This is a genomic window from Paenibacillus sp. UNC499MF (assembly GCF_900107975.1).
GTDB lineage: Bacteria > Bacillota > Bacilli > Paenibacillales > NBRC-103111 > Paenibacillus_F.
This window is the reverse complement of sequence record NZ_FNVF01000002.1, coordinates 315,199-329,308: the sequence shown is the minus strand read 5'-3', so window position 1 is coordinate 329,308 and position 14,110 is coordinate 315,199. Positions and strand designations below refer to the sequence as shown.

The following is a 14,110-nucleotide window of genomic DNA, read 5'->3' as shown; positions in this document are numbered from 1 at the left end:
TCGGGCCGGACTTATTCGATCGTGTATCCGATTCCCCAGACCGTTTTGATGATTTGCGGGCGGCTCGGGTCTTTTTCGATTTTTTCGCGGATTTTGCGGATATGAACCATCACGGTATTGTTCGATTCAAAAAAAGGCTCGTCCCATACGGCTTCGTAAATTTGCTCCATGCTCAGCACCTGTCCTCTGTTGCGCGCCAGCACCTGAAGGATGGCAAACTCTCTGGGCGTCAGTCTGACCTCGCTGCCTTCCACATATACTTTATGGGTGCCCAGATTAATGAGCAGGTCTTCGATAAGAATTTCATTCTCGTTTTTGACGAGATGGCTGTTGAGCTGCCGGTACCTGCGGAGCTGCGATTTGACCCGTGCCAGCATTTCCAGCGGGCTGAACGGCTTGATCACATAATCGTCCGCCCCGATGCTCAGTCCCGTGATCTTGTCGATCTCCTGGCTTTTGGCGGACAGCATAATGATCGGCATATGCTTTTCTTCCCGTATTTTCATGCAGGCCTCGATTCCGTCCATCCGGGGCATCATGACGTCGAGAATAATGAGATCGACTTCATTTTCGCTCAAAAGCTCCAGGGCTTCGGCACCGTCGGACGCTTTTAACAGCCGGTAGCCTTCATTTTTCAAGTAAATCTCCAGAAGATTGGTAATTTCGGTTTCGTCGTCGACTAGCAGGATCGTTCCCCCGTACATAGCTGTACCTCCAACACGGCCGGCGGTCTGAACAGCCGCCCGTTTTCTGTCTTTGTCCCTAATGATACCATATCCTGTTTTGGGGGATTTCTTAAACTATTTTAAGATAAGTTTCCGCAGCATAATAAAAAACTCCGCCCGGAGGACGGAGTTTTTCGCTTGGCGCTGCCGCAGCCCGCCAGTCTTATTTACTTGATGTCGTAGAACTTGTACAGATCGTCGAGAAGCAGATTAGCCGCTTTAACGCCGCCCGCGGTGTTCCACGTTACGTCGTTCACCTTCTGGGCCTTGCCGTTCTTCACCACGTTCAGGTTCTGCCAGAGCGGATCCTTGGTGATCGCTTCTTCCTGTTTCGTACCGTTGCCGTCGCCCGTTTCATACGTGAAGTAGAACAAACGGTCGGAATCCACTTCCGGCACGCGCTCTTTCGTAATTTCCTCCACGAACGTATCCTTCGCTTTTACAGGCGTACGGGCAATGCCGATCTGTTTGAAAATAATGCCGGTAAACGTATCGTCGAGGTAGATACGGGTTTTGCCGGCCATGAAGCGCACGACGGACACTTTCTCTTTAAGCTTGTCGCCCGCTTTGGATTTAAAGTCTTCGATACGCTTGTCGAAATCGGCGATGATTTTCTCGCCGTCCGCTTTTTTGTTTACCGCTTCGGCGTAGAGGCTGAAGTTGTTCTTCCACTCGCCGCGCAGCGTTTCGGAGAACACGGTCGGCGCAATCGCGCTCAATTGAGTATAGACTTTCTCCTGGCGCATTTTGTTGCCGATGATCAGATCCGGTTTCAGGCTGATAATCGTTTCCAGGCTTGGCTGCTGCTCGTCGCCTACGACGGTCACGCCTTCCATATCGGCTTTGATGTGGTCGTACCAAGGGCTGCCGGTAAACGATTTTACCGCTCCGACCGGCTTGATACCCAGAGCCAGTAATGCTTCCGTTCCTTCATTCGTCAGAATGACGACGCGTTTCGGCGCAGCCGGCACATCGGTCTCGCCCATGGCATGTTTAACCTTAATCGTCTGTTTCGCTGTATCTCCGGGCGCGGGCGACGCCGCTCCCCCATCCGAAGCCTGGTTGCCTTTGCCGCAGCCTGCCAGAGCAAGCGCCATCGCAAGGACAAGCAGACAGAATACGTAAGATTTGCGTGCTGCTGATTTCATCTGTTCTATTCTCCCCTGTCCGTTCTTGGTGATAATGATTATCATTCACAAGGAATGATACCTTTTTACAGGAAAGTTGTCAACCTGACACGGTCGTTTTTTCTCTTAAAAAAACCAGTCGCCTCCTGTTAAAATGTTCCTTGGCAGACCGCGTTCTCTCGCTTAAAGGCCGGTATCCTTGTATAATTCCACTAGAAAGACCGGACGGCCTGTCAAACACAGCGGCCAAAACGCGAACTCAAACGGGCGAAGCGCAGTAAACGCGGAATATCATACTGACTTCCCTTTAACCCTTGCCCAGGTACGAGCTTCATACAAACCCGGACCGACGGGGCGATTCCATTTCTTCAAAAGGAGAGTCGATACTCTTGACCATGCTTCTCCTCGCCTGTCTGTTCACCCTGATCATTCACGCGGCCGAGACGTCCGCCTACGCCTTCAGGCTGGCGGGAATCCGGACCGCCAAACTGGCTGTCGCCCTGTCCCTGGCGGGAATGATCGTACTGATCTCGCGGACCTCGAACATGGTGCAGGGCCTGATGATTTCCGGCATTGCGGATCAGGCGGGGCAGACCGATCCCCATCTGGCGCTGGCCCCGTTCCGCTTCGTCCTGATGTCCGCATCGGTCGGAACGGCCATAGCGATCGTGCTGTTTCCGACGCTCGTCTCTTTGTCCGCGCGGATGATCGCCCATTTCGAGGTAACCGGCTCCATTCCGCTTCTGCTGAAGGCCACGGCCAACGTGCACGGCATCAAGCAGGCCCGCAAGCATCTGCGCCCGCCGCGCCTGCAGATGCTCTCCCGCCTGCGGATCGGCGGGGTGCCCAAACGCCTCGTCGTGCTCAATATCGTCGTTACGGCCATCTATACGGTCGGCGTCCTGTCGGCCTTGTACGCGTCGGCGTTCAGCCCCGATAACAAGTCGCAGGCCACCATGTCTTCCGCCCTTATCAACGGCATCGCCACCATCATCATGACGCTGATGATCGACCCGAAGGTCGGACTGCTGACGGACCGGGCGATGCACGGCAAAGCCAGCCGGGAGGCCGTGAACAAAATGTTCGGGCTCCTCATGCTGTCCCGTCTGGCCGGAACCATTCTGGCCCAGGTGCTCCTCGTCCCCGCCACATCGTTCATTCTCTGGGCACTCACGCTGTTCTAAACTTGGCGGGACGGCCTCAAACGGACTGCTGACCTCAATTGAACCGGGCCGCCGGAATACGGCCTGCTTCCAGGCTCCCCCATACTGCTTGCCTGCACGCCATCCCCCGTCCAAGCCTCCGATTTGCTACCGGAGGCTCTTTCACGTATGATGAGGAAAAAATCGCCTATCAGGCTACGACGGGACGGTGTACCTTCTATGATCGGCCCCTCCGCAGGGACTGAACGCATCATCGCACTCGATATTATCCGCGGTTTCGCTCTGCTCGGAATTTTCCTGGTCAATATGCCGACCTTCAGCGGAAGTGAATTTGCGGTCTACCACGGCGCGGACAGATGGCTCCGGCTGCTGTTCGATCTGTTCGTCCAGGGAAAATTTTATCTGATTTTTTCCTTCCTGTTCGGGCTCGGCTTCTATATCTTCATGTCACGCGCGGAGCAGAAAGGATACGGCCCCGGCCTGTTCCGGAGACGTCTGCTCGCGCTGCTGCTGATCGGCTTCCTGCATCTGGCGCTTCTGTGGAGAGGAGACATTCTGACTCTCTACGCGATTACAGGTTTCCTGCTCCCCTTCTTTTACCGGATGAGGACGGAAACGGTCCGCACGTGGGGACTCCTTCTCGTGCTCGGCTACCTGCTGCTGATTCTCGGCTTGCCCGCCCTTATCGTGGCGGTGATCGCCTATGTGAGAGGCGGAATCGATCCCTCGCTGGGCGGTCCCTTGTACACGCAAGCCGAAGCCGCCGCAAGCCTCCATGCTTTCCGGACGCTCTCCTGGCCCGACTGGCTGGCCTGGCACTGGCGCAGCGAAGTATGGGACTCGCTGTCGAGCCAGCTTTCCCTGCTGCCCGTCGTCCTTGGCATGTTCCTGCTGGGGCTTGCCGCCGGCAAGAGCGGCCTGCTCCATGACGTAAGCGCCCACCGGGAGCGGTGGCGCACGATCCGCAGCCGCTGTCTGGCGGCCAGCATCCCGCTTCTGGCTGCCATCGCCGCCATTTACGCCGCCGGGGCGGAAACCGGGCTCAGCCTCGTGACATTCTTCCTCGTCTACATGAGCGGGTTCACGCTGGCGTTTGTCTACATCGCCTCCCTCGCTCTGCTGCTCGTAGATCCGGTCTGGCAGCGGCGGCTCAGGTTTCTCCAGCCCTACGGCCGGATGGCGCTGACCAATTATTTGACGCAGACGGTCCTCTGCGTCGTTCTGTTCCTCGGCTTCCGCTTATACGGTCAAGTCGGCCTGTGGCAGGGCACCTTGCTCTGCCTCGTCATTTATCCGCTGCAGATCGCCTTCTCGGCATTCTGGCTGAAACGTTTCCGTTACGGGCCCGCCGAGTGGGTCTGGAGAAAATGGACCTACGGCCGCCTGTCGCCGGAACGCAAGGCAAGCCGGTGACTGAAATGTTCCGGCTCGCTCCTGGCGCGGGACATAGAATGCAGAATGCAAATAAAACAGCCCCTTATGCTTCGCTGCATAAGGGGCTGTTTTTGCCGTTTAATAAAGCCTGAATTCTTTCTTGTAAACCGCCTCGTCGTCGTTGGAGTCCATAATCCGGACTTCCAGCATGCATTTGCCGGGAAGCGGCAGGTAAGGGCCCTGGGTGTAATAGGTGTACATGTTGTACCCCTCCAGCCAGTTCTTTTCCTGATTCTCTTGAAGCTCCAGCGGAATCTGGATGGGAGCCAGCGTGGCCTCCTCTCCTTCTTTCGGCTCGTACTGGGCGTTCATTTGCACATGCTTGGGCGGCCCCAGCGTATCCAGCACCCAGACCGTCACTTTGAACGTGTTGGTGCCTGGCGCTTTCGGCGACACTTCGGCCGTCATATGCACGCTTTTGCCCATCTCGTGCCAGCTCAGCGGCTCATTGGGAGGAGCCGGGGACAAGTACGTCAGAACGCCGACCACGGCCAGTATGACCAGCATAAAGCTGAAATCGACCTTGTAAAGCTTTGCCGTCGCCCTCTCCCGCTTGTTCTTGAGCGTATAGCGCAGGAAGGCGGCCGTCCCTACGACAAGCACGACGACGCCGATCTTAATGAGTAACAGTATACCCCACTGGGTATATATGATCATATCCAAGCTCGGCAGGAACAGCAGCGTCAGCGCGACACCGCTCACGGTAAGCGCGATAATCGACCAGAGCGCCGCTCTGGAAAACCGTCCCAGGAAGGAGGTAAACTCCTCACGCCGGTTCCGGTACACCGCGGCCGCCGCCGCCAAACCGCCTACCCAGACGGCCGCCGCCGCCAGATGGATAAAATCGGCGGCTACGCTCGCCCAGACGGGCGGGAACGTTACCGCATGGCCGGACAGCGCTTTGACTGCCAGCAGCGATGCCGCCCAGGCATAGTCCAGCCAGGCGGCCCGTCCCAGCAGCAAGAAACCCGCCAAAGACAAGCCCAGCGAAACGAGCCAGGAAATGCCGATACCCGTGCCCGTCAGCAGACTGCCGAGCTGGGAAAGTCCTCCGTCGCCGAGGAGAGCTTCCACGTGTGTAAGAATAACAAAAAGCAGAGCGACCAGGTAAAACCGCTGCAGATTCAGCGTCCATTTCGCGGAAACGTCTCCCGGGAGCCTGCGGCCGGATGCGGAACGCCTCCAGAGCAGCCAGCCGGTCAGCCCGAGCATCGCCGCATACCATAGACCGCGCGCCAAATATTGGATCATCCCGTCTACGCCGGAGCTGCCGAGACTATGATTGTGCCCTGTGGACGTGCCGCCCGTGCCACCCGTCTCCCCGCTTCCGGCAGCGGGCGCCGCTTTGCCGACCGTGAGCGGATAACTGCCGCCCACCGGGTGGCCGTCGCCGGAGATGACGTGGTAAGACACCACGTAAAGCCCGTCTTCCAGCTTCGGCAGCCTCAGAAAGATCCCCGTCCGGTCTTTCGTCATCTCGGCCGCATTATCCGTAACCTTCGCCCCGGACTGATCAAGAACGCGTATATAGTAGACGCCTTCTTCGAGCGGTTCGTTAAAGGTCAGCTTGATCTGTTCCGGCGCCTGCGCGAGCGTGCTGTTCGGAGCGGGATCCGTCCCGGTCAGAATCGCGTGCGCAAACGCCTCCCGGGGAAACAGTCCTCCCAGGATGACGAGCAGGCACAGCAGGCCGGCCGCCATAAAGGCCCGCCTAGCCGGCCCAACTATCTTTTCCTTCATGTTCAGTCCATTCGCCTCCCGCAATTTTGTAAGACAAGCTTCCCGGACCTAACTGTCCCCGGGAAGCGGTTTGCGGCCCGTGTACCCGTCTTGCCGGCTGTGATAATAACCGATGCGCTCCTCTCCGCTGCGCCAGCAGAGAAGAACTTCCTCGCCCTCCAGAATGGACGGAAAATCCACAAGGCCGGAATCAATGTCCTTAAGCTCGATTCCCTGATGATAAAAGTGCTGAATGATTCCGCGGGCTTCGATCTGGAGAAATTCCAGATCGCATTCCAGCTCGAACAGCGGATCGTAAATTTCTTTCCCGCCGAGCTTGCGGACGGCTTGTCTTTTTTCACGCAGCTCCGCATACTTGTCCTCAAACTTCTTCTTGATTTCCTTCAGACCGGAGATCTGGTCCCGTACCGCAGGAAGCAGGGCGTTGGCTTCCTCTATCGTAAAATACCGTTTGGCCATGTACTCCACCCCCTCAGATGAGTGTACCAGAAACAGGTTCCCAGAATCGAATGTCCCATGCTGTCGGCCCCCTCCAGTATACGTGATGCAAAAGGCGGAAAAAGAAAGCTCACATGACAATTCCATGAAAGAAGGGAAAAGTCCTGCTTCGGTTTCCGGGCTGTACTTTCTTTACAAATTTAATTAAACTCATGGCTAATCCTATTTCCCGAAAAAAGGCGGTGTCCTCATGAGCTTATCCAAGCACCCGTTTTACATAGTCGATGTATTCGCCGAGAGTAAATATGCGGGAAATCCTCTCGCCGTCGTCATTTGCCCCGAGCCGCTTCCTGTCCCGGATATGCAAAGTATCGCCCGCGAAATGAATTATTCGGAGACCACGTTCCTCCGGCCGGAGCCGGACGCGGACGGTAATTACGAGGTCCGTATCTTTACGCCGAACAGCGAGCTGCCGTTCGCCGGTCACCCTTGTCTGGGCACCGCCTGGGTCGTCCGGCATGTGTACAGGCACGATGCACAAGAAATTACCCTGAAAGTTCCCGCCGGAAACATTCCCGTTACCTTCGGGAGCGACGGCGTGCTCTGGATGGAGCAGCTCCAGCCTTCCTTCGGAAGCCGTGTTTCCGCTTCCGCCGCCGCAGCAGTAATCGGGCTGGAAACGGAGGAAATTGACGAACGCTACCCTTCCCAGGTGGTATCGACCGGCATCCCCTTCCTCCTTATTCCCGTCAAAACCCTCGCTTCGGTGCGCAGCGCCGTTTACCGGGCCGGAGAAGCGGCCGCGCTTCCCTCAGAAGCCGCCGTCCCCGTCATGCCGTTCTGTCCGGAGACTTACGACAACGCAAACGGAATCAACGCCCGCGTGTTCGTCGATGACCTCGGAGTGCCGGAAGATCCCGCTACCGGCAGCGCAGGGGGCTGTCTGGCCTCATATTTGGCACGCTACCGCTATTTCGGCGGCCCTACCTGCGAGACGTCTGTCGAGCAGGGCTATGAAATCGGCCGGCCGTCCCTGCTCTATCTGCGGGGGAGCGAAAATGACGGCCGGTTTGCCATCCATGTCGGCGGACGCGTGTTTTTTACGGCGCAGGGACAGCTCGTGTAAACCGGTCTTGCCGCCTTGTACCCGCTCAGTCAACTTGGCCAGGTTTACCTTTCAAAATAAAAAAACATTTCGGCCTGCCGCAGGCTGAAATGTTTTTTTGTTAACTAAAGCAAAGCCGCTCAATCCAGCAGCCGTTTCACATTCATCTCCAGTTCAACCATCGAGAAGGGCTTTGTCATGTACTCGTAAACGCCGAGCTTGTGCAGCATGTCCATGCTTTCTTCCTTTTTACGGCCGGAAAGCATAAGAACCTTGCACATGGAGCCCGTCACGGGAGGCTCGGCTTTAAGACGCTCCAGCAGCTCGATCCCGCTCATTTTGGGCATGATACCGTCCAAAATGCACAAATCTATGCCGCCTTCGCGGAGACGCTCGTAGGCGGCTTCCCCGTCGGCCGCTTCTTCGATGTCAAGAGGCAGGTGCTGGAGGCCCGAAACGACTATGGCGCGCAAAATTTTATCGTCATCGACGACAAGCAGCTTCGGACGCCGCCGGATATTCCCTTCGGAACCCGCCGGAGCGGTTACCGCCTCTTCCTCGACGTAAATCCGGTCTTTGCCGTCCTGCTTCGCCCGGTACATCGCCCGGTCGGCTCTCAGAATCCATTCGTCGATGGACAGATCCGCGCTCCAGGACGACACGCCCGCGGAGAACGTAATCCAGTAGTCCTGTCCCTCGTCGGACACGATCGGCTGAAGGTGCGCCATCCGGAGCAGCGCGCGCAGCGAATCCGCCGCCGCTTCCGCTCCCGTTCCCGGCATGACCACGACGAACTCTTCTCCTCCGAAGCGGAAAACAAGGTCCGTCGAGCGCATCCGGGTCTGAAGCAGGTGCGCCAGACCTTGAAGGACCAAGTCCCCCGTGTGGTGACCGTGCCTGTCGTTGATCCCTTTGAAATTATCGATATCGATAAAGGCGAGCGAGATGGCGGACGGGTAACGCTGCACCCTATCCAGCTCCAGCTTAATCTGGTGATCGAAGTACCTCCGGTTGAACACCGCCGTTAACGGATCGCGGAAGGCCAGCTCTTCGAAATTTTTGGTTCTTTTCACAATTCCGTAAATGCGTGCGGCCAGCTCCTCATATTGAAAAGGCTTCGTTACGTAATCATCCGCACCCAGATGAAAACAGCGCACTTTATCGGTTAAATCGTCACGCCCGGACAGCACGATCAGAGGGACCCATTTCAAAGTCGGATCTTCCTTGAGAAAATCGAAAAGCTCATAGCCCGACTCCGGGTACATCATAAGATCCAGCGTAATCAAATCGTAGGACTGCTGCCGCAGCAGCAGCTTGGCGGACGGAACGTCGCTCGCTTCGTCCACGATATAGCCGTCCAGCTCGAGCCGCCGCACCAGATACATGCGCAGCACATCGTCATCGTCTATGATTAACAGGCGCCTTTTGCCGCCCAAATTGTGTACGATCCCGTTTTCCTTCTGTTCGTCCACCTCGAGCTCGATCACCGAAACATCGTGTTCCATCAGCAGATGACGGATATATTCGCTCGTATGCGTGACGCTTTCATTGACCAGAGGGGTGAAATCCGCCGTCAGCGCCGCAGAAGGATGAAGGGACTGCGTCCATTCCCATACGCGGACGAGTTCCTCGGCGATTTTGCCGATCCTCCCGAATTGGAACATGGGGGCGCTTCCTTTCAACATGTGAACGATCCGGTACATGTCCTGAAGATCCTTCACCTCGGGAGAGGAAGCTATGATGACCAGCAGGTTATCCATCTGTGCGATCTGATGGGCCAATTCCTTCATGAACAGCCTGCGCCCCTGCTTCAGCAGCCGTTCGTCTCTTCCCTTGGCATCTGCGCCATGCCCCCGGGAGTTCGGTTGATTCATGGTTGAGATTCACTCCGTTCGTATTCGCGTAATCGCTGTCATGCGCCGCCTATAAGAGCCTCCACGGTATCGACCAGTTGAAGGGGACTAAACGGTTTGACAATATAAGTGCTGACACCGGCCGCCGTCGCTTTCTCGCGGTCCTTCTCCAGGGCTTTCGCTGTCAGCAGAATAACGGGAACTTCGCGGTTGATTCCGCCTTCCGAGCGCAGCCATTCGCACACCTCGACCCCGGTTTTCTCCGGCATCATGTAATCGAGAATGACCAGATCGTAGCGCTCCTTCACGAGCTCGGCAATGGCTTCTTTGCCGTCCATAACCTCCGTGATGGCGTATCCTTCGTCCGAAAGCGTCTCTGTCAATAGAAAACGGAGTGCGGCTTCGTCGTCTGCAAGCAAAATACGGTAAGGATTCAAGCCCATTCCTCCTGTTCGTCTGCGGTCCTTTCTCTACACCGATAGGGTTCGATTAAAATTTCCGAAATCCTTCCATAAACCATCCACCGCAACTTTTTATCTATGATAGCACATGGGCCCGACCCGGGTAAAAAAATTCCCAGCCTCTGGGGAGAAAGCCGGAAGACATAGAAAAACGGCGGCCTTAGAGGTCGCCGTTTTATGGTGTCGCGGCAGCTTCTTTCAGCCGCTCGCGTGTTTTTCCAATGATTTTGCGTATGCTGTCTTCCGATAGATGAAACGCCTGAATCAGCTCCAGTACGGTTGAACCGTTTTGGTATAACCGGAATATTTCGCGGTTGCGCCGTTCAATGATGAGGCGGGTTCCGTTATTTTCTCCCCAGCCTGCGCGTTTCTTCTCTTTCTTCGGAACGTAAATGATCTCTCCCTGGATGTAATTCTGCAGCTCTTTAAGCAAGCTGGCCGGAAGAATATCCTTGCCGTTCTTGTAACTCATCGGATGAAAACCTCCTCGAATTGGTCGTGTATGATCCGTACCGCATCGTCAAACCGTAGAGGGTCTTCATCTTCCGCACCTGCTATCATTCATAAGGAAAGATATACACGATAGGTATCGTGCCGCAGCTTGTATGTATATACAAACAGGTGAACGGTACTTCCATGATGATAGCAGTTAGAAAATGAGCACCTCTACGGTGACTTTCACTCTTACTGTTTGAACAAATTTCATGGAAAACATCTCCTTTCACCTAGTTTTTTTGGGTGTACTATTTCCAATTATATGGAGTCGGCCCGTTTTTGTCACGCATAATTCATCTATCTCTCAGGAAAATAAAAACCGGGGGCGCTGGCGCCCCCGGTTCGACACGGGCTTCCGCTTACGCAGAAGCCACCTCCATTGTCGTGTTCATTGTTCCGAATCACTCCTTTCCTGATAGAGTGGAGCCGGCCGGCTGCATCTCTATTAATGCATACCTGCGGGACCGTTCTCAAGGGGGAGATTCGTTATAGTCGTTCTTTCCAAAAATTCCTTGGCGATGTTCGGCTACGGCAGAGACGGCATCGGATGCGCAGAGCGGCTCCGGCTCCCGAAAGATACCGGACTTTTCCTCTTCAGCAGATTGCCGAAAAACGGACTTCGGCGCTGATTCTAAACCGCCGGGACACCGGATCGAGTTCGCCGTTCAATCGTTAACAGAACCGGCCCTCGGGACCGGGCTCAGGCGGTTTCGCAACCCCTTCGCGAGCCGCGAACTCGCGGAGGCTTCTCTCACGCTCCCCACGGCGGGCGGACCGCTACGCCGGCCTCGTCCAGCGCAGCCCGGACCGAGCGGGCAACGGCTGACGCGTGCGGGCCGTCCCCGTGGACGCAGACCGTCTCCGCGGTCAGGGGCACGATCTCCCCGTGCGCGCCGGTCACGGCGCCTTCGCGCACGAGGCGCAGCACCTGCGCGGCTGCCTGCGCCGGATCGCTCAGCAGCGCTCCGGGCTCCGTGCGGGGCGTCAAGGTGCCGTCCGGCCGGTACGTCCGGTCGGCGAAAGCCTCGGACGCCGTGCGCAGCCCGTGCGCCTGCCCCGCGCGGAGCAGCTCGCTGCCCGGAGGCCCGAGCAGCACGAGGGCGCCGCCGCTGACGCGCAGCGCCGCCCGGGCGACCGCATCGGCCAGATCGCCGCGTGCGGACGCCATGTGGTACAGCGCGCCATGAGGCTTCACATGGCGGAGAGTGCCGCCTTCGGCCTGCACGAAGGCATGAAGGGCCCCGAGCTGATACAAGGTCAGCTCGTAGACTTCTTCGGCGCCGACCGCCATCTCCCGGCGCCCGAAGCCGGCCAGGTCCGGCAGCCCGGGGTGCGCGCCTATGGCAACGCCTTTATCCAGGCAGAGCGCCACGGTCCGGCGCATAACACCGGGATCGCCCGCATGAAACCCGCAGGCGATATTCGCCGATGACACGCTTTCCAGCAGCTCCTCGTCCCGGCCAAACCGGTAAGCGCCGTAGCTTTCCCCCATGTCGCAGTTCAAATCGATCGTAAGCATACGTTATCTCCCCATCCTTGCGCGGACTCCCGTCCGGAGCAGCCTAAGATTCATTTCCTGGCGCATCAGCTCCGCCTGCGCCTCGTGCAGCGTCACTTCCGTAAACCGCACGGCCGCGCCCGGAGCGAGCTGGCCCAGAATGGGCAGGTCCGCGCTGATGACGTGCCCGATTCGCGGATAGCCGCCGGTCGTCTGGCTGTCTGCGGCAAGCACGATCGGCTGTCCGTCCGGCGGAACCTGGATCGTTCCGGGCGCGGTGCTTTCCGATACTAGCTCGCCCGGAGCGGACAACTCCAGGGCAGGACCCTGCAGCCGGCAGCCCATCCGGTCCGATTGGGGGCGCACGCGGTAAACGTGCCCGGTCAACGCCTCCAGACCGCCTTTGAAACGGGCCGTCTCCCTGCCGCGGACGACACGCAGAACCGCGGAGTCTCCCTGCATGCCGCCTGGTCTTACAGCCCAGGAAGCCTCCCACGCGGCGGCCAGGACAGCGCTTCCACCGGCGTCAGCTTGAAGCCGCAGCTCCGCCATCATCCGTTCCGCGGCGGGAGACGGCCTTCCCGGTTGAAGTTCATCGCCGGCTTGAAGCGGCCGTCCCTCCAGCCCGCCCAGTCCGGCCCGGGTGTAAGTGCTGCGGCTGCCGAGCGCAAGCGGAACGTCGATGCCTCCCGCCACGGCAAGATAGCCCCGGCAGCCCCGGCGCATACTCCCGCCCAGCGTGAGCACCGTACCCGCGCGGATATAGACGGGACGCCAGCCGGGAACGGCTTCCCCGCCGGCGTATGCCGCAAGCTCCGGGCCGCACCATGCGGCAAGCGTATCTTGACGCAGCAGCAGCCTGGGACCCTGCAGCGTCCATTCGAGCACCGCCGCATGACGGGCATTGCCCGCAAGGATGTTGGCCGCCTGCATCGATAAGGCGTCCATCGCCCCGCCGGCGACATATCCGAAGCGGCGGAGACCATAGCGTCCCCTATCCTGCACGGTCGTGTACAGCCCCGGTTTTTCGACAAACAGGCTCATCCCCGGTTCCCCTCCTCGGACATTTCCGTCTCTTCACGGCTTAGCCGCGCGTATTCCACTGCTCCTATAGGTACAAAGCGGACGGTGTCCCCCGCCTGCAGCAGCACGGGAGGATATTCCCGCGGCCGCAGCAGATTAAGCGGGGTACGGCCGATAATATGCCAGCCTCCCGGCGAAGGAAGCGGATAAATTCCCGTCTGGCTGCCCCCGATTCCGACTGAACCGGCCGGAATGGAAAGTCTGGGATTAGACCGGCGGGCAAGGGCGAGTGAGGAAGGAAGTCCGCCCAGATAAGGAAATCCCGGAACGAAGCCGACCATATAAACCCGGTACGAGCCGCCGCTGTGCAGCCGGACCACCTCTTCCGGACTCATGGAAAGAGCCTTTGCGGCGTCATCCAAATCCGGACCGAAGGAGCCTCCATAACATACCGGAATAAAAATTTCCCGCGGCGGAGATGCTTGAAGAACCGGACGCTCCGCGGCACCGGTTTCCAGAACGCGCTCAAGATGCCGCCGGATCCATGTATAAACGACAGGCTCCCCGTCCGCCAGCATGGCCTCGGTTTCTTCCAGCTTCGATGGAGAGAAATGCCTGCCGGCGGCCTCGGCCGCTTCTACGACGGAATACCAGACCGTAACCGTTGTATAGGTAGGGACGATTTCGACCAGTCCCGGAAACGGGCTGCGGCTGATCGCTTCCGCGGCCTCCAGAACACGCCGGTGAACTTCTTCCGATATGCCGTCACCGAGACGAAGCACGACGGCCTGGTCTCCAAGCGGCTCGAAAACGATTGCAGAACTGTATTTAGGCTCCACTTTTTGCTTCTCCCCGTTTCAAAATATCCCCTGCCGTGTATTATTTAGTAGACATGAAAAAAAGACCTCTGGCGGGAGATCTTTTTTCGAAAGGCGAAGGAATCAACGGACTCCTTATATTTGATATTGTAATGGACCTTGTGGGATACGATTCGATCAACCGATCAAACATATTTGTAAGTCGCTAAGACAATTAAACCATACCAAAT

The 14,110-nt window shown here is 57.6% G+C and carries 13 protein-coding genes; 3 read left to right on the top strand and 10 right to left on the bottom strand.

Annotated features, from left to right (window positions below):
• Window positions 1-11 precede the first annotated feature (11 nt).
• Together C4S74_RS06645 and C4S74_RS06640 are read right to left on the bottom strand one after the other, a co-directional pair.
• Window positions 12-704 (bottom strand): response regulator transcription factor, encoded by a 693-nt coding sequence (locus C4S74_RS06645; protein ID WP_103994562.1) that lies wholly within the window; start codon window positions 702-704, stop codon window positions 12-14.
• 188 nt (window positions 705-892) lie between these two features.
• Window positions 893-1,873: an ABC transporter substrate-binding protein gene (locus C4S74_RS06640; protein ID WP_103994561.1), complete on the bottom strand. Its 981-nt coding sequence runs from the start codon at window positions 1,871-1,873 to the stop codon at window positions 893-895.
• 374 nt (window positions 1,874-2,247) lie between these two features.
• On the opposite strand from C4S74_RS06640, the gene C4S74_RS06630 reads away from it, so the two are divergent.
• Window positions 2,248-3,036 (top strand): lipid II flippase Amj family protein, encoded by a 789-nt coding sequence (locus tag C4S74_RS06630; RefSeq protein WP_181024351.1) that lies wholly within the window; start codon window positions 2,248-2,250, stop codon window positions 3,034-3,036.
• Between the two features lie 198 nt (window positions 3,037-3,234).
• A complete protein-coding gene (locus C4S74_RS06625) occupies window positions 3,235-4,428 on the top strand; it encodes a DUF418 domain-containing protein (protein ID WP_103994559.1) in 1,194 nt (397 codons plus the stop codon).
• 99 nt (window positions 4,429-4,527) lie between these two features.
• Here C4S74_RS06625 and C4S74_RS06620 read toward each other — a convergent pair whose 3' ends face one another.
• Window positions 4,528-6,189: a copper resistance CopC/CopD family protein gene (locus C4S74_RS06620; protein ID WP_103994558.1), complete on the bottom strand. Its 1,662-nt coding sequence runs from the start codon at window positions 6,187-6,189 to the stop codon at window positions 4,528-4,530.
• A 48-nt stretch (window positions 6,190-6,237) separates the two neighbouring features.
• Window positions 6,238-6,648: a DUF2203 domain-containing protein gene (locus C4S74_RS06615; RefSeq protein WP_103994557.1), complete on the bottom strand. Its 411-nt coding sequence runs from the start codon at window positions 6,646-6,648 to the stop codon at window positions 6,238-6,240.
• A gap of 229 nt (window positions 6,649-6,877) precedes the next feature.
• Between C4S74_RS06615 and C4S74_RS06610 the strand changes: the two genes are divergently transcribed.
• Complete coding sequence (locus C4S74_RS06610; RefSeq protein ID WP_103994556.1) at window positions 6,878-7,753, top strand: PhzF family phenazine biosynthesis protein; 876 nt, start codon at window positions 6,878-6,880, stop codon at window positions 7,751-7,753.
• A 119-nt stretch (window positions 7,754-7,872) separates the two neighbouring features.
• On the opposite strand, the gene C4S74_RS06605 is transcribed toward C4S74_RS06610, so the two are convergent.
• The 6 genes from C4S74_RS06605 to pxpB all read right to left on the bottom strand — a co-directional run bounded on the left by C4S74_RS06605 (window position 7,873) and on the right by pxpB (window position 13,901).
• Complete coding sequence (locus C4S74_RS06605; protein ID WP_103994555.1) at window positions 7,873-9,606, bottom strand: diguanylate cyclase; 1,734 nt, start codon at window positions 9,604-9,606, stop codon at window positions 7,873-7,875.
• A gap of 38 nt (window positions 9,607-9,644) precedes the next feature.
• A complete protein-coding gene (locus C4S74_RS06600; RefSeq protein WP_103994554.1) occupies window positions 9,645-10,022 on the bottom strand; it encodes a response regulator transcription factor in 378 nt (125 codons plus the stop codon).
• A 199-nt stretch (window positions 10,023-10,221) separates the two neighbouring features.
• Window positions 10,222-10,518 carry a CD3324 family protein gene (locus tag C4S74_RS06595; protein WP_103994553.1) on the bottom strand — a complete coding sequence of 99 codons (297 nt, stop codon included), beginning with the start codon at window positions 10,516-10,518 and terminating at the stop codon, window positions 10,222-10,224.
• 774 nt (window positions 10,519-11,292) lie between these two features.
• Window positions 11,293-12,060 carry a LamB/YcsF family protein gene (locus C4S74_RS06590; protein WP_103994552.1) on the bottom strand — a complete coding sequence of 256 codons (768 nt, stop codon included), beginning with the start codon at window positions 12,058-12,060 and terminating at the stop codon, window positions 11,293-11,295.
• Window positions 12,061-12,063: 3 nt separating this feature from the next.
• Window positions 12,064-13,083: a biotin-dependent carboxyltransferase family protein gene (locus tag C4S74_RS06585; protein WP_103994551.1), complete on the bottom strand. Its 1,020-nt coding sequence runs from the start codon at window positions 13,081-13,083 to the stop codon at window positions 12,064-12,066.
• Window positions 13,080-13,901 carry a 5-oxoprolinase subunit PxpB gene (pxpB, locus tag C4S74_RS06580; protein ID WP_103994550.1) on the bottom strand — a complete coding sequence of 274 codons (822 nt, stop codon included), beginning with the start codon at window positions 13,899-13,901 and terminating at the stop codon, window positions 13,080-13,082. Before pxpB ends, C4S74_RS06585 begins: the two co-directional genes overlap by 4 nt.
• Window positions 13,902-14,110: the final 209 nt, after the last annotated feature.

Coding starts and splice junctions, on each gene's coding strand:
- C4S74_RS06645 (WP_103994562.1), bottom strand. CDS start 704: ATGTACGGGGGAACGATCCTGCTAGTCGACGACGAAACCGAAATTACC.
- C4S74_RS06640 (WP_103994561.1), bottom strand. CDS start 1,873: ATGAAATCAGCAGCACGCAAATCTTACGTATTCTGTCTGCTTGTCCTT.
- C4S74_RS06630 (WP_181024351.1), top strand. CDS start 2,248: ATGCTTCTCCTCGCCTGTCTGTTCACCCTGATCATTCACGCGGCCGAG.
- C4S74_RS06625 (WP_103994559.1), top strand. CDS start 3,235: ATGATCGGCCCCTCCGCAGGGACTGAACGCATCATCGCACTCGATATT.
- C4S74_RS06620 (WP_103994558.1), bottom strand. CDS start 6,189: ATGAAGGAAAAGATAGTTGGGCCGGCTAGGCGGGCCTTTATGGCGGCC.
- C4S74_RS06615 (WP_103994557.1), bottom strand. CDS start 6,648: ATGGCCAAACGGTATTTTACGATAGAGGAAGCCAACGCCCTGCTTCCT.
- C4S74_RS06610 (WP_103994556.1), top strand. CDS start 6,878: ATGAGCTTATCCAAGCACCCGTTTTACATAGTCGATGTATTCGCCGAG.
- C4S74_RS06605 (WP_103994555.1), bottom strand. CDS start 9,606: ATGAATCAACCGAACTCCCGGGGGCATGGCGCAGATGCCAAGGGAAGA.
- C4S74_RS06595 (WP_103994553.1), bottom strand. CDS start 10,518: ATGAGTTACAAGAACGGCAAGGATATTCTTCCGGCCAGCTTGCTTAAA.
- C4S74_RS06590 (WP_103994552.1), bottom strand. CDS start 12,060: ATGCTTACGATCGATTTGAACTGCGACATGGGGGAAAGCTACGGCGCT.
- C4S74_RS06585 (WP_103994551.1), bottom strand. CDS start 13,083: ATGAGCCTGTTTGTCGAAAAACCGGGGCTGTACACGACCGTGCAGGAT.